Genomic DNA, 18,357 nt, shown 5'->3' on the forward strand with positions numbered 1-18,357 from the left:
TTTGCGCTACGTATTCGGTCATGCACCCCTGCGTTCTCTGCCCACCAAGGTGATTCTTAATTCTCTCTGCGAGCCAAACTCTACCTAAGCCCTACTCCAAGTCCAAATCCAACTTCCTCCTAAACTCCGCCAACACCGGATTCTTCTCTACCATGTGTTTGTACTTCTCTTCAGGAGTATAAAGCGTTTTCACCTCTTCCTTCTCGGTGATGGTCGTCTTCAAATCGATCTTGAAGTTCTTGAGCTCTGTGCGGAGATAGGCCATGAGGTCGGCTCGCCCGCTTTGTAGGTAACCCTCTTGGGTTTTATTGTCGAGTTGGAGTTCGAGGGTAGTCTTGTCAACCAGCGTTGGGCGGTGGCGCGAGAGCGTATTAAAAATCGACTTCTTATGTTCGATTTTCTTAAGGTAGGAATCCCAAACCTCCTTCAATTCGTGCTCGGAAAAATACTCTTGTGGCAGCCCGGAAGTATCGCGAATCTCGCCAGCTTCTTCAGTTGATTCAGTTTCTGCTTCTTCCGGTTGATTGTCTAGATCCTTGAGCGAAAAGCCCTTAAGTCGATTACCTCGACGTCCGGATTGGCGAACTTGCCCCTTTTCGGTAATGGGTTCTCTAGACGGTGTTTTTGTTTCTGCCGACTTTTTAAGTTCTTCCTTGAGATTCTCCTTTTGCGTTTCGGGTTGTGACTTGTCGATAGGAGATGAAACGGGCGCTGATTTCCTCGGCTGAACTTCCACAACTACGTCTTGCTGACGAGCCGAAGCAGTTGCTTGAGGCTGCGGAGGAAGCTTTACGTTGTCTGCACCGTCATTTTTTTTTTCGTCGGCATAAGCGACGAGCTGCACGAGGCGTAATAGGGCGACCTCTACGTGAAGTCTTTGATTGTGTGAAGCCTTGAACTTTTCGTCGGCTTCAGTAACAACTTTCAAAGCTTGAATGAGAAACGGCAGGCTACACTTGGCGGACTGCTCCACGTATTTGGCTCGAATAGACTCACCCACTTCTAGGAGTTCAAGCGTTGCAGGATCTTTGCCTACGAGCAGATCTCTGAAGTGAGATGCAAGTCCGGTTAGGAACATATGTCCGTCGAACCCTTTGTCGAGCACCTCTCTAAAGAGGAGTAACGACTGTTGCACATCGCCGGCCATAACATTATCCACGGCACGGAAGTAATAGTCATAGTCGAGAATATTCAAGTTCTCGAGAACCGACTCATAGCTAATTTCACCGTCGCTAAACGATGCGATTCTATCGAAGATTGAAAGGCTATCGCGAAGAGCTCCATCGGCCTTTTGGGCGATAAGATGGAGGGCATCCGGGTTCGCAGTAATATTCTCTTGCTCGGCTACCCATGCGAGATGCTTAGCGATATCATCAACGGTGATTCGCTTAAAGTCGAAGATTTGGCAACGAGAAAGAATCGTTGGGATAATCTTGTGCTTCTCTGTTGTAGCGAGAATGAAAATTGCGTGCTTCGGTGGCTCTTCAAGTGTTTTGAGGAAGGCGTTGAATGCGGCTTGTGACAGCATGTGAACCTCATCAATAATATACACTTTGAACTTGCCGACTTGGGGCGCGAAGCGAACCTGCTCGATGAGACTTCGAATATCATCTACCGAGTTATTGGACGCGGCATCGAGTTCGAATATATTGAGTGAGTAATCTTCATTCTCGCCGCCATAATGCTCGTTGATCTTCTTGGCGAGGATTCGAGCACAAGTGGTTTTACCCACGCCACGCGGACCACAGAAAAGAAGTGCTTGTGCAAGGTGATCTTGCGCAATTGCATTCTCTAAAGTGTTGGTAACGTGATGCTGACCAACCACAGATTCGAAAGTCTGAGGCCGGTATTTTCGGGCGGAAACGATGTATTGATTCTCTGTACTCATGGGCAGGGGAACAAAGATAGAATTTTGGAGGACTTTTTGGGTGGTGATGGGAGGGTTGGATTATTGGAGTGTTGGACTGTTGTGCCGACTGAAAGGAGGCATCCCGAGAGGCACAGCCGATTCGGGAGACTGTTGTGCCGACTAAAAGGAGGCATATAGGCCACTTATTCCCTTACAGAGAAAGAAGAGTTTTCAATGAGAGGCGGTCAATCGAGATGTATGGAGAGTCTATTGGTGGAGACGACGGAGCGACGATGAGGGTGAATGGGCGTGTTATCGCTCATGCTCTTGGCGCACGAAAATAATAATGGCGATAATGATTTTCGGATTCACTGAATCGAAGGATGAGTCTTTGGATCAATCTGACATGGGCTCGTCAAAGAATGCAGGTCCGCCTCTAAGAAGTAATTAGATGCAGATAGGCTTAGGACTACTTCTGCTTCGATTTGAAACAGGGGGCTGGTTAACCCCTCCCCGGTTTCAAGTTACGCTTGTTAAAATGAAAGTTCAGAAACTCAAGGGGACAAAAAGTGGACATCTAGCCATGTTGAAAACTAGCCGATTGTAAACGTTTATCACACGACTATCAGGCTTTGAAATTGTAGCTTGAGAACGGGGCGGGGCTTTCCAGCCCCCTCCATTTCGGATACTCGAACTAAGCATCAAGACCACAGCTTTTCTGTCGGTCAATTGTGAAAAATGAAACTTACAATCTGTAGATCTCCCAGAATGAATCCATACAGGTTAGTTTATCCCATTGTATTTGAGTTTTATACATAACTTTATCCAACCTAAACTCTTTGAAAAATGAAGCTAAGCAAGATTGTTTCGATTCTACTGTTTGCCATTCTAGCTACCTCATGCGTATCCCATGATTATATGGGGCAAACTTATCCTAGCACGACTGAAGTTAAAGTATACTACGCCGAGTCTGACATAGTGGGGGAGTATGAAATTATGGGCGTTGATAGAGTTTCGGCTCCGGATGCCTTTGATGCACAATTGATTCTAGAAAAAATACAAGAGAAGGCTATGGAGGTTGGTGCGGATGCGGTAATCATCGACGACTTTCACGAGCAGACCATAGGATCTTCAACTTGGTCAAACGGTTCTTCGACACATTCGAGTGACGGAAAAGGCAACTCCAACTCTACCAATTGGGGGTCAGTTTCTTCGACAACTACTGAGAACGAAAAAATCGTTGTTGCTCGATTTGTAAAGTTCAAGTAAGAGCTTCCTATCTCGACAGATAGAAGTACACCGCTTTTTTCTGACTCCTAATCCAGGAAAATGGAATGGGTAATGGGCTATTGGCGTAGGCTAAATTGCTTCGCTACGGCATGTTCACAATTCGCCAGAGTTAAGCCGACATCTCTACTCCCCCTACCTTTGCCCATATTAATGAACTTCGACAACTTGCGAGCGCAGCGAGCCTTGCCGAGGAACGAGGCCTTACTTCCGCAGGAAGTCTTACCTCCACAAGAGGTCTTGTCGAGGCACGAAGCCTTACTTCCGCAGGAAGTCTTACCTCCATCGGAGGTCTTGCCGAAGCATGAGGCCTTACTTCCGCAGGAAGTCTTACCTCCATCGGAGGTCTTGCCGAAGCATGAGGCCTTACTTCCGCAGGAAGTCTTACCTCCACCAGAGACCTTGCCGAGGAACGAGGCCTTACTTCCGCAGGAAGTCTTACCTCCATCGGAGGCCTTGCCAAGGCACGAGGCCTTACTTCCCCAAGAAGTCTTACCTCCACCAGAGACCTTGCCGAGGAACGAGGCCTTACTTCCGCAGGAAGTCTTACCTCCACAAGAGGTCTTGTCGAGGCACGAGGCCTTACTTCCCCAAGAAGTCTCACCTCCATCGGAGGTCTTGCCGAGGAACGAGGCCTTACTTCCGCAGGAAGTCTTACCTCCATCGGAGGTCTTGCCGAAGCATGAGGCCTTACTTCCGCAGGAAGTCTTACCTCCACCGGAGGCCTTGTCGAGGCACGAGGCCTTACTTCCCCAAGAAGTCTTACCTCCACCGGAGGTCTTGCCGAGGAACAAGGCCTTACTTCCGCAGGAAGTCTTACCTCCATCGGAGGCCTTGCCAAGGCACGAGGCCTTACTTCCCCAAGAAGTCTTACCTCCACCGGAGGTCTTGCCGAAGCATGAGGCCTTACTTCCGCAGGAAGTCTTACCTCCACCAGAGACCTTACCAAGGCACGAGGCCTTACTTCCGCAGGAAGTCTTACCTCCATCGGAGGTCTTGCCGAGGAACGAGGCCTTACTTCCGCAGGAAGTCTTACCTCCACCGGAGGTCTTGCCGAGGAACGAGGCCTTAGAGCCCACACTCCTCCACCTATTGCACATCACAACCTTTATTTCTATCTTTGCCGCCCGATTTACGAATTAACGTGAATCTCATTCAAATTCAATCATTTATGAACCAGTACGAGACCGTTTTCATTTTGAATCCCGTCTTATCTGATGAACAGGTAAGGGAAGCGGCAGACAAGTATCTCGACATTCTTAAGAAGAATGGTGCAGAGATCATCAACCACGAGAATTGGGGGTTGAAAAAATTGGCTTACGCCATTGAGAAGAAGAAGAGTGGATTTTACCACTTCGTTGAGTTCCAAGCTCCAGGAGATGCTATCGCTCCAATGGAAGTTGAAATGAAGCGTGACGAGCGTATCATGCGTTTCTTGACCATCAAGATGGACAAGTACGGAGTTGAGTACGCAGACAAGCGTCGCAAGAAGCAAAAGTCTAACGCCTAATTCCAAGTATCATGAACTTAGAGCAAACAGCACAACAGTCTTCTCAAAGCGAGATTCGCTATCTACAGCCAATCAGCATTGACACCGGTATCAAGGAGAAGTATTGCCGATTCAAGAAGTACAACATCAAGTACATCGACTACAAGGATCCAGAATTCCTCCTCCGCTTTGTAAACGAACAAGGAAAGATTCTTCCACGTCGTATTACCGGAACTTCACTTAAGTATCAACGCAAATTGTCACAGGCTATCAAGCGTGCTCGTCACCTCGGCCTTATGCCATACGTGGCTGACAACTTGAAATAAGGGATTACCATGGATATCATTCTAGTTCAAGACGTAGAGAACCTTGGCTTCAAGGACGAAGTGGTAACAGTGAAGGACGGCTACGGTCGTAACTTCCTTATCCCACAAGGAAAAGCAAAACTAGCTACCGAGAGCGCTAAGAAAGTGTTGGCCGAAAACCTTCGCCAACGTGCTCACAAAGAAGCTAAGCTTATCGAAGACGCTAAGAAAATGGCCGACCAACTTCAGAAGAATGAAGTTAAGATGAACGCCAAAGCAGGTAAAAACGGTAAGCTCTTCGGTGCTATTACTACTGGTCACCTTGCAGACAAACTTTCTGATATGGGCTTCGAAGTGGATCGCCGCTTCATCTCTATCATGGGTGGTTCTGTAAAGAACGTAGGTACTCACACTGCTAAACTTCGCCTTCACCGCGACGTTAGCTTCGAAATGGACTTCGAAGTTGTAGGCACAGAAGCCTAAGCAGATACAATCAGCTTTGTTTATGCGAGTCCCCCTTCTGCAGCAATGTAGAAGGGGTTCGCTTTTTATAGCCCTCCTTGCTTCTTCACATCCATAGATTGTACCTTGTGTTCCTCAAGTCAATCTATTTCATGAGCAAGTCTTCTTCCTCCAAACTTCCCATAGGTTTAATCCTAACGCTTCTCATCGGCATCACGCCCTTCATCAGCACCGAGGCAAGCGTAGAGCATTATCTTCTCCCCAGAACAATCTTCTGGAGTATCCTCACAGCTATCGGAGGTTTCCTGCTCTTCACCATAAAGCAGAAGAGCTTCAACATCACTTTCGCAACGCTCATCTGGATTGCATTTACCCTTTGGTCTCTCACCGGCCTAAGCGTCGCCTATAGCCTCCCTGAATTCTGGTACACCTTTTCCAGATTTAGCCTTTACGGAGCCATCCTAATCATAGGCACCATAGCCTTTAAATCAAATAGAATTTCTTTTGATGATGTATCCAAAGGCCTCGCCCTTCTTGCTATCGTGGGCGGACTTCTATCTTGGGCATCTGTCGCCGAAGCACGGGATATCACCGAGGCCTTTAGCCCCTTCGGACACAAAAACTTTGCGTCAGCCGTCATGCTCGTTGCACTTCTCGGATCTCTTCGCACGGCTCAGCTCAAAGACAAAAAGTGGAGCTACGTAGCCATCGCTGGTATCATTGTGGCAACAGTCACCATAATCCTTCTCCGAACACGAGGCATTTGGATTGCGTCAATCGTTTCTTCCATCGCCCTACTACTGGGAAGCCGTGTGTTTCGTCCAAAAGAATCAACGAGTACCGTCATTCCACTGAAGTACATCGCCCTCGGATTCGGAATTCTAATTACAGGATTCGCGGCCGTAATCGCGCAACCAAAAGTTGAAGAGGCGGTTTTCGACACCACCAACATCGACATCCGTTTCAAGGAATGGGACCACTCCATTAAAATGTTCAGCGAAAGTCCAATTACAGGGGTTGGAGCCGGACAATGGAAAATCCACTTTCCGAAATATGGCCTCGCCGGAACAGACGCAAAAGTATCGGCCGGAAAAACAGCAATTCTTCGTCCACATAACGACTACTTCTGGATGCTGTCCGAAGGTGGTCTCCCCTCTCTACTCCTCTATGTATCCTTCTTTGGATTCATAATCTTCATCGGCGTTAAATCGCTATACAAAACGGATGATTCCGAAGAGCGCATGAAGCTGCTCTCCGCCCTAGCAATGACCATAGCCTTCTTAACCTATGCCCTTGCCGAATTCCCTATCGAGCGTGTGGATGTAGCCATCCCCATATTCTTAGCCGCAGCATACATCTCCCGCAACTCAGGTTCAATCGGACTACCAAAACCATTAGTGGCCTTAATTGGCATTGGGCTAGCAGCGTTTACGTTGAACAATGGCGTTGGAAGGTTGAGTCAAGAGAAGTACGTGATCAAAATTCTGACGGGTAATGAGAGACAAGATCCTGGAATGATCATTCCGAATATCGAGAACATAGATATCAATAAGTATGATCTCGATCCTTTCGCGAATCCATTGAGCTATTTCAACGGGTTGTCATATCTCGCCATTTCCCAAGCGCCGAATCAAAAGAATCAAGCACAACAGAGGTTGGCTATTTCAAAGCAATCTTTTGACGATGCCCTTGCGCTACACCCATGGCACGTGGCAACGTACATCCAATACGGTAACTGGTACAAGATTCAAGGCAAACTGGAAGAAGCGATGGAGATGTACCAGCGAGGTTATGAGATCAGTCCATTTAGCGAAGAGATCCGCTTAAACCGTGCAGAGATTAAAATGCGCCAAGGTGAATACAATGGAGCGCTTCACTTCCTGATGAATATCACAGGAGTTCAAAACGAACAGAAGTATGCACGTCTGGTCATTCAATCCCTTCGTGCCCACAATGGCCAAGGCGCAGATGAGAACGTGAACGAATTCTATATCAAGATAGATGTGGAGAGTATGAACGACAACCAACTCTACAACGCATTCATTCGTCATAGAGACAACGTGCTCAAAGAAACTTTTTCAGATTCTGCTGCACGATAATAAAATCTTCTTCGTTACATTCGTACTCATGAGAGCAACTCAAAAGAATATGCATCAAAACAACCGCCGCAATATTATGTGGATGGTCACTTGCGCATATCCGAAAGGGAAGCACCTCATGACACGTTAAGTGAACCAAAAGACAATTTTGAAAAGAGGTGTTTCCCAGTGGAAGCACCTCTTTTTTTTAACCCTAATTCTTCAAAATCATGAATACCATGGTCATTTCAAAACATCAAATGTATCGCTCAATGAATCGCTTCAACTGTACCTATTGGATTGCTACGGAACCCAGTGACCCATCCTTAAGACCACCGTTATTATGAAAGATTTATTGACTAGCATCAAAGCCCAAACCTCCAACTCATTCAGTAGGCAGTTTACTGTTACTGAACCGAAAGCCGATAAAACCGGCAAACTCAAATTGTGGGACCTCCTCACCGAAATAGAGGAAAGCACCAGCGAACCCACGAAACAACTTTGTAGCGTTGCGCCAGAGTACGAGAAGCACAGAAGAAATGTAAACCTCGACAAGTTCAGCGATGCTCATCTAGGCGATGAAGTGGAAATTCTTGCCCGCTTCTACCCTTCCGAAAAAAGAACCGTCAAGCTGCGCCTCTTCGTCCGGGTACTAAAAGGCCCGAAACGCACCAAGAAGGTGGCTCGGGCCGAGTATACATACGAAGCCGTTCACGAGAAACAGCTTTCAAAGGCGAGCTAATTAGCTGCCAGATAATACCAATCCAACGGGACAGTGGTCGGAGCCTTCGACCTCATTCAGGATGAAGGCCTCCTCCACTTGATCCCTAAGGGACTTGGAAACCAAGAAATAATCGAGACGCCAGCCGATGTTCTTTTCCCTGGCTTGACCTCGGTAGCTCCACCAACTGTACTTCACTTCTTCAGGATGCATTTCCCTGAACGTATCTATCATACCAGATTCCAAAAATCGAGTCATCCCATCAATCTCAACCTGGGTGTAACCAGCAGTCTTGTTGTAATTTGACTTCGGACGAGCAATGTCGATTTCCTGATGAGCCACATTCAAATCACCACACCAAATCACAGGCTTCTTCTTTTCTAAATTCTGTAGATAAACCAACATAGCTTTGTCCCACTCCTCACGGTAATCCAATCTTTTCAATCCATTACCCGAGTTTGGCACATACGTAGTCACCAGATAGTGATCCTCAAACTCGGCCGCAATTACGCGTCCTTCTTGATCGTGCTCTTCTATACCTAGACCATAGCTCACCGAAATAGGTTCAGTACGTGTGAGAATGGCAGTACCCGAATACCCCTTTCTTTCTGCTCCGTATCCATATACCTTGTACTCCTCCAAGTCAGCAACTGCCTCAGCCGTTTGCTCTGGAGTAGCCTTGGTCTCTTGAAGACAAATTGCATCGGGATTCATCGCTCTAACCGACTCTGCAAATCCCTTTTTTGCCGCCGCTCGCACACCGTTTACGTTCCAGGATATATACTTCATACACTAATTCTTTCTGTTCAATCGGCAAGATACAGGGATGCCGTGAAAATGCACAGCGATAACTTACCTTAGTCGGCATGAAATACCTGTTGTTCTTTTTTAGCGCAGTCTTCATGATCTCTTGTGGGTCCCAGAAAGCTACTTCTGGAATTGCGAAGGCCGAACGCCAAACGTACAAGATGTTCATTCAAGAGGACGGATATTTGAGTCAAACTCCAGCCATGCAACATGTGGAGTTGATTCCTGAGAAGTATGGGTTCACCTACGTAAGAACACTTGAAGGGCCAGGGGTCTCACTCATCGATTCAATTTACTTCCACCCAAACGGCCAACCACGTGAACACGTGATGAAGCACTATGGAAACACTAAGCGAGTAGTGTACAGCAAGCCAAACATTTTCATGATTGAACTCGGAGACACGGCTCGCATCATCAACGAGTATGATACCGTGTACGATGCATTGCAACTCGACCTTGTCCTAAGAGGGTATGACACCCTTGGAATCACGAGAGACATCCCATTCTTTCTGCCCACTTCTGGCGACTTTACTTTCTATGAAATCCAGGAGATTAGAGAAGACAGCATTCCGGCTCATTGGCTGACACGGGAAGAAATCCCAGTTGTACATCGATTTGCGGCCGGTTCAGGTACATTGTACGAAGCATGGTATGCCGAAGGAGAGGTCTTACCCGTAAAAATGAGAGTTCGATCTGGCGGTACTCAATACGTCTATTTGAGATACATCGTAGAGGAAATGGAATAACCTATTCGGCTGCCGTGATGTGATCAATTATCACATCTGCATGCACTCTACTGTTCTCAATAAACCACTTGTTCGTTTCCATACCCCCGCAGATTACCCCAGCAAGGTAAAGGCCAGGTACATTCGTTTCCATGGAATCTGGATTGTAGACTGGCTTTCTCTTTTCATCATCAGCAATATCAATTCCCATAGCACGTAGAAACTGATAGTTCGGTTCATAGCCGGTTAGCGCAAGTACGAAATCGTTCGGGAGCTCTGTCGTGCCATCAGGAGTTTGGACCACGATGCTTTCCTCACGGATTTCAGATACACTGGAATTGAATATAGCCCGAATGCTTCCCTCTTTAATTCGATTCTCGACATCCGGCTTCACCCAATACTTAACGCGCTCTCCTATTTCACTTCCTCTCACAATCATGGTCACATCTGCCCCCTTTCGGTAACACTCTAGCGCGGCGTCAACAGCCGAATTCATCGCACCAATGATCGCCAGCTTCTGACCGTAATACGGATGTGCTTCGCGGTAATAGTGTGCCACTTTTGGCAGGTGTTCTCCAGGAATGCCAACCTGATGCGGAATGTCATAGAATCCAGTGGCCAGTATAACCTTAGAGGCTACAAAACTCGACTTGGATGTTTTTACATAGAACAGATCATCCTCTCGCTTTTCTACGCTTTTGACCGATTCGTACAAGCGGGTATTCAACTTCCAACTCTGAGCCACTCTACGATAATACTCCAGCGCTTCGCTTCGAGTTGGTTTGTGATTATGACTGATAAAGGGTACACCCCCGATTTCCAACTTATCCGAAGTGGAAAAGAATGTCATGCCCAATGGGTAATTGTAAAGCGAGTTCACGAGTGGGCCTTTGTCGATAATGACATATTCAAGCCCCTTCTTCTGAGCCTCAATCCCACATGCCAAGCCAATAGGTCCAGCCCCAACAATCACTAAATCCACAGTCTTCATACTACAAAGAACTGAAACAGTACCGTAGTGTTCAAAGAATCAAAGGTTATCGTAAATCTCCGTTGGAGTAGCTCTTACACGATAGTTAATATCGAAGTATCTCCATGATATCACTCCGTTAGAATCGATGATGTATGTTGCAGGCACCGGAAGAACAACAACCTCTTGATCGTTCGTTTCACTTAAATCGGTTTCCAATACATTCACAATCTTATCCTGATAGGCTTCAGTTACTTCGAAGTCAACATCGAAGTACTTCATCAATTCTCCTGTGTGGTCTACCACAATGTGAAGCTGTCCGCCAACTAATTCGTTGACCATCTCCACTTCCTCCTCTTCGGCTTGCGGTGTTATCGCAATAATTGTAGCTCCTTTCGAGGTGAGTTCGTCAATGCTGTCCGTCAATCTTGCAAGTTGTCTTGTGCAGTAAGGGCACCATGAGCCGCGGTAAAATAACACTACCGTTGGACCATCATTCACAAGAGATATAGCTTCACCAAATTGGTCCTCGAGCTCCATATTCACGAGCGAGTCGCCAACTTCAAGTCCCAGCGGCAAATCGTCTTCCTCCATTCCATATGAAGTAGGTGTTTGAGCATGAATCAATGTGGCAAATAGAAGGGTAACAGCAGTTATCAAGTAGCGCATAAAATGTATTTTGATGTTGTAACGACAATATTCGACGCGAAGTTGAGACACTCCTTACTTTTTCAACTTAATATGTGCTAAAGCAAGTCGTAATTCTTGATAGCTGAAGGCATTGTCCACATCCTTCCTCCAATCGCTTAATCCGTCCTGACCTTTATACGATCTAAGTATTTCCTCAGCCTTGGCCGGAGGCAGCAGCTTCATGAAATCCACGCGCTCAATTGAAATGCCTCTGGCCAGGTGGCCAACAATCGTCGTCTCCGTCAATTCTCGTTTTTCTGCAATTTGTGCGATGGATAATCCTTCTTCATATAAACTGAAGGTCTCTTCAAAAGTTGAAACTTTTTTACCTCCTCGTGCTTTAGACTTACTTCGAACTCTCTTCCCTGTTCTCAGTGCTTTATCTTCCGCCGCTCTAGCCTTCTGCGCAGTGATTTGCTCTATGCGCCAATTCGTTATAGCCTTCTCGGATTTGGTATTCTTCTCTATAACTTTTCCCGCAAGCAGCGCTTCGCACCGGTGGATGATCTCATCTATCCTTCTCCACTTCTGCATGAACTCATGATCTAGTTCGTCGAGTTCATTTATCATTTTCTTAGTCCCGGAAAATGCAGCTAAATCCGCACGAAAACCGAAGAGGCTAACCAGTATAGTTTTGAGTTCCGATTCAAAATATTCAACGCCTTTGGTCAGTCTTTCAAACAGTTGATCTTCTTCACTTGCATTCAACAGACTGTTGAGCTGCGACCTAAAACGAGCACCTATCTGAATCAGCTCACCCACCTTACTCACCCACTCATCGGGCCACTTAGCTACGCGTTCGACATCGAACGGAAGCGGGCGCGGCCACCTCTCAATCGACTTGCCAACCAGCCGTGCAATCGGCATCAAATCAAAGGCCTCGTTCAACAACAACTGCATGTACTGCTTCTGGCCGGTCTTTAAATCCTGAACGTGGTTGGCCGACTTCCTTTTCTCTTCACTGAAATGAACAATATCTGGATCGCTTTGTACAGCCGATAAGGGCACGGGCGTTCGTAGGATGAGGCCATCTAGCGAGCGTAAACGACTGAGTGCAACGTATACCTGACCAGGTGCAAAAGCCCGACCTACATCGATGACTGCTCTATCGAAGGTCAACCCTTGACTCTTGTGAATCGTAACGGCCCATGCGAGTTTAAGCGGAAATTGCTGGAAGGTACCAACGACGTCCAATTGGGGGCTAAGCGAATCGTCCTCCACCGTGTATTTAGCATTCTCCCAAGTCTCTTTGGGTACGAGGAATTCGTCTTCCTCACCCTCGAGCACAACAGTTATCTCATCCTCTTCTAGTCCTACAACTTTTGCAAGTTTGCCGTTGTAGTAGCGTTTATCCTGACTAGAATCGTTGCGGATAAACATGACCTGCGCTCCTATCTTCAGTTCTATTTCTCTCGAGCACGGATACATGGATTCAGAAAAATCTCCTTCGATTTTAGCGCGATAGAAATGAGATTCCCCTTCGAGTTCCGCAAGTGAGTTTTGGTTGATATCATCGACCAAACGATTGTGCGTAGCCAGCGTAATTACCCCCTCCGGATGTTCTTCTTCGGGCAGATAATGGGAGTTTAATATTTCTCTGTCGGCCGCCGTGATTCGATTCTGACGCAAATTGTTGAGCACGTCAATAAACACGTCATCGCTCTGGCGATAAATCTTAGTGAGTTCTACATAGATAAGTCCGCTTTGCTTCAGCGCCAATGAGTTGAAGAAATTCGCATTGGGATAATACCGATGCATCAAGCTTCGCTCGTGGTCCTTTACAATGGGCGGCAACTGAAAAAGGTCACCGATAAAGAGCAGCTGCACACCACCAAACGGCTGGTCCCAAATATTCTTGGCAGACTTGAGTCGGAGGTCAATTGCATCGAGGATATCCGCGCGAAGCATACTCACTTCATCAATAATGAGCAGCTCAAGACTCCGCAAAACGAGCCTCTTCACCTTACTCAAACGGTGATGAGAGATTAGAATATTTCGGGTGTAGAAGCCTTGGTTTTGATCCGCACTCATCCGAAAGTTCGAATCGGGAATATAGGTGCCGAAAGGAAGTGAAAATTGGGAATGAATAGTCGCTCCACCTGCGTTAAGCGCCGCAATACCAGTGGGCGCAACAATCATATAATTCTTGTGGGTATGCTCAGCAAGATCCCTCAGGAAAGTCGTTTTCCCCGTGCCTGCTTTTCCAGTGAGAAAGATATTTCTCGCCGTTCGGTTCACGAAGGCAGCTGCGACTTGTATGGGATCGTTTTTCGACATAAAGTTTCCTGTTCGAGAGGATTATGTCACGAAGATAGGGAGGGTAAAATTCGCACCCCCTGATTTCAAACCATGAATTTAGGAGATGACCTGTTCTCCCATGAATTTGATGATGATTCTGCGCAGTTCATCCGTGCTCACAGGTTTGGTCAAGAAATCATCCATCCCCGCATCTATGGCCTTCTTTCTCGATTCTTCAAAGGCATCGGCTGTAAGGGCAACCACAGCTTGTCGTGACCTCGAGTTCTCACCTTCAAACTGACGCCATTCTTGAATCGTTTCAATTCCAGATTTAATCGGCATTTGAATATCGAGAAATACGATATCCCAATCCTGTTCTTTCATCATTCGGATGGCATCTTCCCCATTGCTCGCGGTTTCAATGGTAGGATTCCAGCGTTCAATCATCTTCTTGAAAACAAGCTGATTCATCAGATTATCCTCTACGAGCAAAAATCTAGAGTTGTCTAGTGCAAGATCAACTTCCGTTTTGCGCACTTCACTTTGATTCGGACGGTCGTTCCACCACGTGTACGGAATGTTGAACTCGAAGCGCGATCCTTTATCAACCTCACTTGTGACATGTATAGATCCACCCATTCCTTCAATGAAACGTTGGGTGATTGTGAGTCCTAACCCCGTTCCTCCATAGTGACGAGATGTGCTCGATTCGCTCTGCTCGAAGCTGGCAAATACAGAATCCAGTCGCTCAGCAGGAATACCAATCCCTGTATCGCAAACGCAGACATTTAGATTCCCCTGCTCACCGTTCCTTTCGAATTTGGCCTTAACGGTTATCGAACCATTCGCGGTAAACTTCACTGCATTCCCAATGAGGTTGACCATGGCTTGGGATAGCTTCTGTGGGTCGCCTTTGATTGAATCGGGTAAGTCGGTGTAATCGACTTCAAAGGCCAGACCTTTCTCTGAAATTCGATAATCAAAGGTTCGTCTAATGCCTTCAAATACCTTGGTTGGTGAAAACGGAATATTCTCATACACCATCTTACCAGCCTCAATTTTCGAAAAGTCTAAGATTTCATTGATGATACCGAGCAGACTGTCAGCGCTGTATTTTATAGCTTCCAGGTACTCATTCGATTGGGGGTTTTCCTTTAAAAGGACGTCGGTAAGACCTGTAATAGCATTGAGTGGTGTACGAATCTCATGCGTCATTTTAGAAAGGAAATCCGACTTGGCTTGCGTAGCGGCTTCGGCTTCTTCTTTCGCCTTCTCGAGACGCATATTCGCGTGTACATTTTCGGTGACATTCACACCGTATCCGATGTAAAACCTCAACTTCCCTTCTGAATCAAATTGAGGGTGCAAGCGGCTTAAGATGTACTTATCCTTACCGTCGATGTGCCATTTCTCAACCCAATCTGCCGTGGTAGGATTCGCCTTCAACTGCTCGAAGACCGCTATTCGTTTCTCAACGACATCTTTGGGCATCTGAATTTTCTCAGCAACTTCTTCATTGGTCTTGCCGTAGCACCACTCCCGCAACTTCGGGTCTGGAATCGTTCGTGAATTGATAAAGATGTAGCGGCCATCGGAATCCAGTACTCCCAACCGAGCCGGAAGTACATTGAATATTAACTCGTAAAACTCTTTCTGTCGCTTGATTTCTCGCATCCGCTCTTCAATCTCCTTCTCCAAGGAATCATTGATTTCAGTCAAGCGTTTGTTCGCCTTGTACAACTCTAACGAGTGTTGTTCAAGGTGCTGCTCAGCCTGTTTACGAGCGGCCTTTTCGCGTTCGAGACGACGTCTTAGTATTTCGAGCTCTTCGCTCATTTAGGCGATGTAAGTATAAAGAGTACTCTCGATCCGTCTGAATCGAGTGTTCTCATTTGAATGTCCAAGGGCACATTGAAGTGTTTTGCGGAAGCCTCAATCAATCCTTCAGCCAAGGATGACATTTGTCTGGGTGAGATGTAAGTGAGCCGAAGTACATTGTCCTCACGCTCATGATCAAACCTCGGCAACTGTGCATCCGGATAAAGCTTCAAAACCTCTATATGGATATAGTCATCCACCTTCTCGAGCAGGTCGAAAGGGTGCGCCATACCTTCGAAGAACGCCGGGTACCCCTTGGCAAACACACCAAATAGATGGTGACCAAATTGATTTAACATAACGGGAATCTCTACGCCAGTTACCTTGTTCGCACTGACGAGAATATTGACTGCTTCCTCATGCGGATATGTACCCACAGCGGTGTATGCTCCGCCATGTGGCAGATTTGCTCCCTGAATGATTTCGTCGGCTTTGGCCATTCCAAACACCTCCTCAACCATCTCCAATATCTCTACAAAAACAACTCCTTTCATCTGTACTTCTTTTAGTAAGAACAAGGTACAGCATCAAGTTACGTAAAAAGAACCGCTCATCGAGCGCACCTACCTTTTGGTCGAAAAGTTTAGGCACAAAAAAAGCCGCGAATTGGATCGCGGCTTTCAACGTTTAATCACTTAGGATTCCCTATTTAAATGGGTCGCCATACTTGCTATCTGTCATTAGTGTATTGTCGCCTAATGTCTCCAAGAACGCTACCAGGGCATTTTTCTCTACTTGAGTGAGATTTAATTGCTGTGGCTGTCCGCCTGGTCTCAAACGATTGTCTAAAGCCGGACCATCCAACACTCCGTTGTCGTAATGCTCAACTACTTCGAGCAATGTCGAAAAACGACCATCGTGCATGAAGTGCTGACCATCTTCAACCGTCTTCAAGCTCGGCGATTTGAATACTACGGTTTCTCCTGCGTCGAGTCCATTACTTCTAGATGCGACATCGAGCGTAAACACCGGAGGCACGTGACAACCTGCACAGCCAGCTCCGCCAGCATTAGGTGGATCTAGGAACAAGCCCTTACCTGTATTCTCCTGAGCCGTAAAGTTGGGGAAGTCAGCTCGAATTCCATTTCCAGGGGCGTTGAGGTTATATACTTGAGCATATCCCGCATCAAACTTGCTATTTACACTTATCATCGAGCGGATGAACTGCGCCATGGCGAATTGCATGCGTGCTTCCGTAATCTGATCATCGCCAAAGGCAAGCTCAAAGAGTTCAGGATAGTAATCCAAGTCCTCCATCTTCGCTATCAAGGCAGCAATACCACCGTTAGATGCATCGAACCCCATCTCAACTTCATTCTGAATTGGCTGCGTAGTTTGCGCTTCCAAAGTGGCTGCTCGCTTATCCCAGAAGAAGGATTCCCCTTCGTAAAAACGAGAGTTGGCCAAGCGCATACTGTGTACATCTGTCAATCCGCCCTCAAAACCAGTGCTAAATTGATCTGGGTCTGAAAAAGCATCATTCGGTGTATGGCATGAGGCACAAGAAACGGTTCCATTGAAGCTGAGTTCCTCGTCATAAAAAAGTACTCTGCCCAAAGTAGCACCTTCATTGGTGATCATGTTGTTCGCTGGGGTGTTGTCGAACCTTGCAAACACATCGTTGTCATAGAATGCAGGAAACTGCTGATTGACGTAATCTGGCAGGTTTTCTGGGTCGATATTCAATGCCGCCTCTATTCCGGCATATTGATTCGGGTTCGCATTGTCTACGGGTTGTTCATCTTCTGGCTGACATGCCAAGATAGACAACGCTAGGGGGATGATCAGAACTCTCTTCATATCAATTCGCTTGTAGTAGTTGAGCGTTTGATGCAGAAGATAGCGCTTCGGTTTAATTGTCCGTGGAAATTTTTCGAATTCGCGCTGCGTAACTCAAGCTTTTGAGCAAATTTTGAGGCTTCTCCATATCCACAATAAGCTCCTTCCTTTCTCTCCCTCGCACTACCAAAAACCGCGAATCACGCTGCAATCTTTGATATTGATCACAGGCTACAAATCCGCGCGCAAGGATTATTGAAATCGATGCAAGCGCTCGCTTCTTACCTCTTCTCGAAGCTGGGATTTCATCAAACAAGTGCAAAAACTCACGCACTTTTTCATCCAACAACTCACGAATAAAGAAGAAGTCGGGGCGGTTAGTGACAATCGTTTGTTGGCCAGACTGAGTGTCCTTGTAAAAGTCGAAGATGTCATTCAAAAGTTGATAGACTCCTCCCAGTGCATGAAGCGCACGCTCCTCTTCAGGATAAAGCTCATGCGTGGCGATTGACCGATAAAGCAAGGTTGAGCTACCGCCTTTCTTTTCCGTAATCTTTACGAGCTCTTCAAAAGTGAGCGGTGTTGATTCATTTTGCGAAACACTTTCATTCTGAGCTACTATGGTATCTTGATAAAACCGATGAAAGGTCTCGTTCGTGTCGAGAATCTCTTTTACTGGTCGCCACAAATAAGCGAGCGAAGGATGTAGTTCAGGGCTAGCTTCAACTTCATCAATGACTTCTCGATAGGTCTTCCTGCCATCGTCCATGGCATCGTCCATGAACGGCGTAAACGCCCCAAAATAAGCCCCATACTTCTGGTCCCTTTTCAGAACGGGAACGCCATGGAGGAGCCTAGTATGCAGATTTACGATTGAGTTCTGGGCAACATATGCCGCAATCCGCTTTCGCTCCTGGTCCGTCAATAGATTTGAGCCAACCGATTTCAAATGGGTATTCAGTTCCTCAACGGTACGTCGGTTTGCCTTTCGAGTCCCAAAAACTATTTCACGTGCAAGTCGGAAGAATTCAATTCCAACTTGAAGGTAACCGGTTTGAATAGGGCTTGACATGTCTTCC

At 46.6% G+C, this 18,357-nt stretch carries 17 protein-coding genes; 7 read left to right on the forward strand and 10 right to left on the reverse strand.

Features of this window, described 5'->3' with window-relative positions:
- Positions 1 to 91: 91 nt before the first annotated feature.
- The gene (locus tag F8C67_RS10660; protein ID WP_151667836.1) at positions 92 to 1,888 is read right to left on the reverse strand and encodes a DNA polymerase III subunit gamma/tau; all 1,797 of its coding nucleotides are present in this window, start codon (positions 1,886 to 1,888) and stop codon (positions 92 to 94) included.
- Positions 1,889 to 2,695: 807 nt separating this feature from the next.
- On the opposite strand from F8C67_RS10660, the gene F8C67_RS10665 reads away from it, so the two are divergent.
- On the forward strand, positions 2,696 to 3,118 hold the full coding sequence (locus tag F8C67_RS10665) for a hypothetical protein (RefSeq protein ID WP_151667837.1): 423 nt from the start codon (positions 2,696 to 2,698) through the stop codon (positions 3,116 to 3,118).
- A gap of 77 nt (positions 3,119 to 3,195) precedes the next feature.
- Here F8C67_RS10665 and F8C67_RS10670 read toward each other — a convergent pair whose 3' ends face one another.
- Positions 3,196 to 4,236, reverse strand: a complete 1,041-nt coding sequence (locus tag F8C67_RS10670) for a hypothetical protein (protein WP_170266436.1) — start codon at positions 4,234 to 4,236, stop codon at positions 3,196 to 3,198.
- Between the two features lie 71 nt (positions 4,237 to 4,307).
- Here F8C67_RS10670 and rpsF point away from each other — a divergent pair, with 71 nt between their 5' ends.
- The 5 genes from rpsF to F8C67_RS10695 all read left to right on the forward strand — a co-directional run bounded on the left by rpsF (position 4,308) and on the right by F8C67_RS10695 (position 8,212).
- Positions 4,308 to 4,646, forward strand: a complete 339-nt coding sequence (rpsF, locus tag F8C67_RS10675) for a 30S ribosomal protein S6 (protein ID WP_151667839.1) — start codon at positions 4,308 to 4,310, stop codon at positions 4,644 to 4,646.
- Between the two features lie 11 nt (positions 4,647 to 4,657).
- Positions 4,658 to 4,951 carry a 30S ribosomal protein S18 gene (rpsR, locus tag F8C67_RS10680; protein ID WP_151667840.1) on the forward strand — a complete coding sequence of 98 codons (294 nt, stop codon included), beginning with the start codon at positions 4,658 to 4,660 and terminating at the stop codon, positions 4,949 to 4,951.
- 9 nt (positions 4,952 to 4,960) lie between these two features.
- On the forward strand, positions 4,961 to 5,413 hold the full coding sequence (gene rplI, locus F8C67_RS10685) for a 50S ribosomal protein L9 (RefSeq protein WP_151667841.1): 453 nt from the start codon (positions 4,961 to 4,963) through the stop codon (positions 5,411 to 5,413).
- A 131-nt stretch (positions 5,414 to 5,544) separates the two neighbouring features.
- Positions 5,545 to 7,491, forward strand: coding sequence for an O-antigen ligase family protein (locus tag F8C67_RS10690; protein ID WP_151667842.1), 1,947 nt, complete (start codon positions 5,545 to 5,547; stop codon positions 7,489 to 7,491).
- A gap of 322 nt (positions 7,492 to 7,813) precedes the next feature.
- The gene (locus tag F8C67_RS10695; protein ID WP_151667843.1) at positions 7,814 to 8,212 is read left to right on the forward strand and encodes a hypothetical protein; all 399 of its coding nucleotides are present in this window, start codon (positions 7,814 to 7,816) and stop codon (positions 8,210 to 8,212) included.
- Here the strand turns inward: F8C67_RS10695 and F8C67_RS10700 are convergent, their stop codons facing one another.
- Positions 8,213 to 8,980: an exodeoxyribonuclease III gene (locus F8C67_RS10700; RefSeq protein WP_151667844.1), complete on the reverse strand. Its 768-nt coding sequence runs from the start codon at positions 8,978 to 8,980 to the stop codon at positions 8,213 to 8,215.
- A 77-nt stretch (positions 8,981 to 9,057) separates the two neighbouring features.
- Between F8C67_RS10700 and F8C67_RS10705 the strand changes: the two genes are divergently transcribed.
- Positions 9,058 to 9,744, forward strand: a complete 687-nt coding sequence (locus tag F8C67_RS10705) for a hypothetical protein (protein ID WP_151667845.1) — start codon at positions 9,058 to 9,060, stop codon at positions 9,742 to 9,744.
- 1 nt (position 9,745) lies between these two features.
- Here the strand turns inward: F8C67_RS10705 and F8C67_RS10710 are convergent, their stop codons facing one another.
- From F8C67_RS10710 to F8C67_RS10740, 7 genes are all read right to left on the reverse strand, one after another.
- Positions 9,746 to 10,714, reverse strand: coding sequence for a YpdA family putative bacillithiol disulfide reductase (locus tag F8C67_RS10710; protein WP_151667846.1), 969 nt, complete (start codon positions 10,712 to 10,714; stop codon positions 9,746 to 9,748).
- 39 nt (positions 10,715 to 10,753) lie between these two features.
- Positions 10,754 to 11,362, reverse strand: coding sequence for a redoxin domain-containing protein (locus F8C67_RS10715; protein ID WP_151667847.1), 609 nt, complete (start codon positions 11,360 to 11,362; stop codon positions 10,754 to 10,756).
- A gap of 54 nt (positions 11,363 to 11,416) precedes the next feature.
- A complete protein-coding gene (locus tag F8C67_RS10720; RefSeq protein ID WP_151667848.1) occupies positions 11,417 to 13,660 on the reverse strand; it encodes a helix-turn-helix domain-containing protein in 2,244 nt (747 codons plus the stop codon).
- 78 nt (positions 13,661 to 13,738) lie between these two features.
- Entirely contained in the window at positions 13,739 to 15,457 is a 1,719-nt protein-coding gene (locus tag F8C67_RS10725; protein WP_151667849.1) for an ATP-binding protein, read from the reverse strand.
- Positions 15,454 to 15,993 (reverse strand): heme NO-binding domain-containing protein, encoded by a 540-nt coding sequence (locus F8C67_RS10730; RefSeq protein WP_151667850.1) that lies wholly within the window; start codon positions 15,991 to 15,993, stop codon positions 15,454 to 15,456. Before F8C67_RS10730 ends, F8C67_RS10725 begins: the two co-directional genes overlap by 4 nt.
- A 151-nt stretch (positions 15,994 to 16,144) precedes the next feature.
- Complete coding sequence (locus F8C67_RS10735) at positions 16,145 to 17,299, reverse strand: cytochrome-c peroxidase (RefSeq protein ID WP_151667851.1); 1,155 nt, start codon at positions 17,297 to 17,299, stop codon at positions 16,145 to 16,147.
- A 52-nt stretch (positions 17,300 to 17,351) separates the two neighbouring features.
- Positions 17,352 to 18,350 carry a class 1 isoprenoid biosynthesis enzyme gene (locus F8C67_RS10740; protein WP_151667852.1) on the reverse strand — a complete coding sequence of 333 codons (999 nt, stop codon included), beginning with the start codon at positions 18,348 to 18,350 and terminating at the stop codon, positions 17,352 to 17,354.
- Positions 18,351 to 18,357: the final 7 nt, after the last annotated feature.

The sequence above is a fragment of the Phaeocystidibacter luteus genome, assembly GCF_008933115.1.
GTDB lineage: Bacteria > Bacteroidota > Bacteroidia > Flavobacteriales > Schleiferiaceae > Phaeocystidibacter > Phaeocystidibacter luteus.

Excerpts from the sequence above, each read along its gene's own strand:
- rpsF (WP_151667839.1), top strand. The coding sequence starts at position 4,308 with ATGAACCAGTACGAGACCGTTTTCATTTTGAATCCCGTCTTATCTGAT.
- F8C67_RS10710 (WP_151667846.1), bottom strand. The coding sequence starts at position 10,714 with ATGAAGACTGTGGATTTAGTGATTGTTGGGGCTGGACCTATTGGCTTG.
- F8C67_RS10665 (WP_151667837.1), top strand. The coding sequence starts at position 2,696 with ATGAAGCTAAGCAAGATTGTTTCGATTCTACTGTTTGCCATTCTAGCT.
- F8C67_RS10695 (WP_151667843.1), top strand. The coding sequence starts at position 7,814 with ATGAAAGATTTATTGACTAGCATCAAAGCCCAAACCTCCAACTCATTC.
- F8C67_RS10730 (WP_151667850.1), bottom strand. The coding sequence starts at position 15,993 with ATGAAAGGAGTTGTTTTTGTAGAGATATTGGAGATGGTTGAGGAGGTG.
- F8C67_RS10700 (WP_151667844.1), bottom strand. The coding sequence starts at position 8,980 with ATGAAGTATATATCCTGGAACGTAAACGGTGTGCGAGCGGCGGCAAAA.
- F8C67_RS10740 (WP_151667852.1), bottom strand. The coding sequence starts at position 18,350 with ATGTCAAGCCCTATTCAAACCGGTTACCTTCAAGTTGGAATTGAATTC.
- rpsR (WP_151667840.1), top strand. The coding sequence starts at position 4,658 with ATGAACTTAGAGCAAACAGCACAACAGTCTTCTCAAAGCGAGATTCGC.
- F8C67_RS10660 (WP_151667836.1), bottom strand. The coding sequence starts at position 1,888 with ATGAGTACAGAGAATCAATACATCGTTTCCGCCCGAAAATACCGGCCT.
- rplI (WP_151667841.1), top strand. The coding sequence starts at position 4,961 with ATGGATATCATTCTAGTTCAAGACGTAGAGAACCTTGGCTTCAAGGAC.
- F8C67_RS10705 (WP_151667845.1), top strand. The coding sequence starts at position 9,058 with ATGAAATACCTGTTGTTCTTTTTTAGCGCAGTCTTCATGATCTCTTGT.
- F8C67_RS10725 (WP_151667849.1), bottom strand. The coding sequence starts at position 15,457 with ATGAGCGAAGAGCTCGAAATACTAAGACGTCGTCTCGAACGCGAAAAG.
- F8C67_RS10735 (WP_151667851.1), bottom strand. The coding sequence starts at position 17,299 with ATGAAGAGAGTTCTGATCATCCCCCTAGCGTTGTCTATCTTGGCATGT.
- F8C67_RS10715 (WP_151667847.1), bottom strand. The coding sequence starts at position 11,362 with ATGCGCTACTTGATAACTGCTGTTACCCTTCTATTTGCCACATTGATT.
- F8C67_RS10720 (WP_151667848.1), bottom strand. The coding sequence starts at position 13,660 with ATGTCGAAAAACGATCCCATACAAGTCGCAGCTGCCTTCGTGAACCGA.
- F8C67_RS10670 (WP_170266436.1), bottom strand. The coding sequence starts at position 4,236 with ATGTGCAATAGGTGGAGGAGTGTGGGCTCTAAGGCCTCGTTCCTCGGC.
- F8C67_RS10690 (WP_151667842.1), top strand. The coding sequence starts at position 5,545 with ATGAGCAAGTCTTCTTCCTCCAAACTTCCCATAGGTTTAATCCTAACG.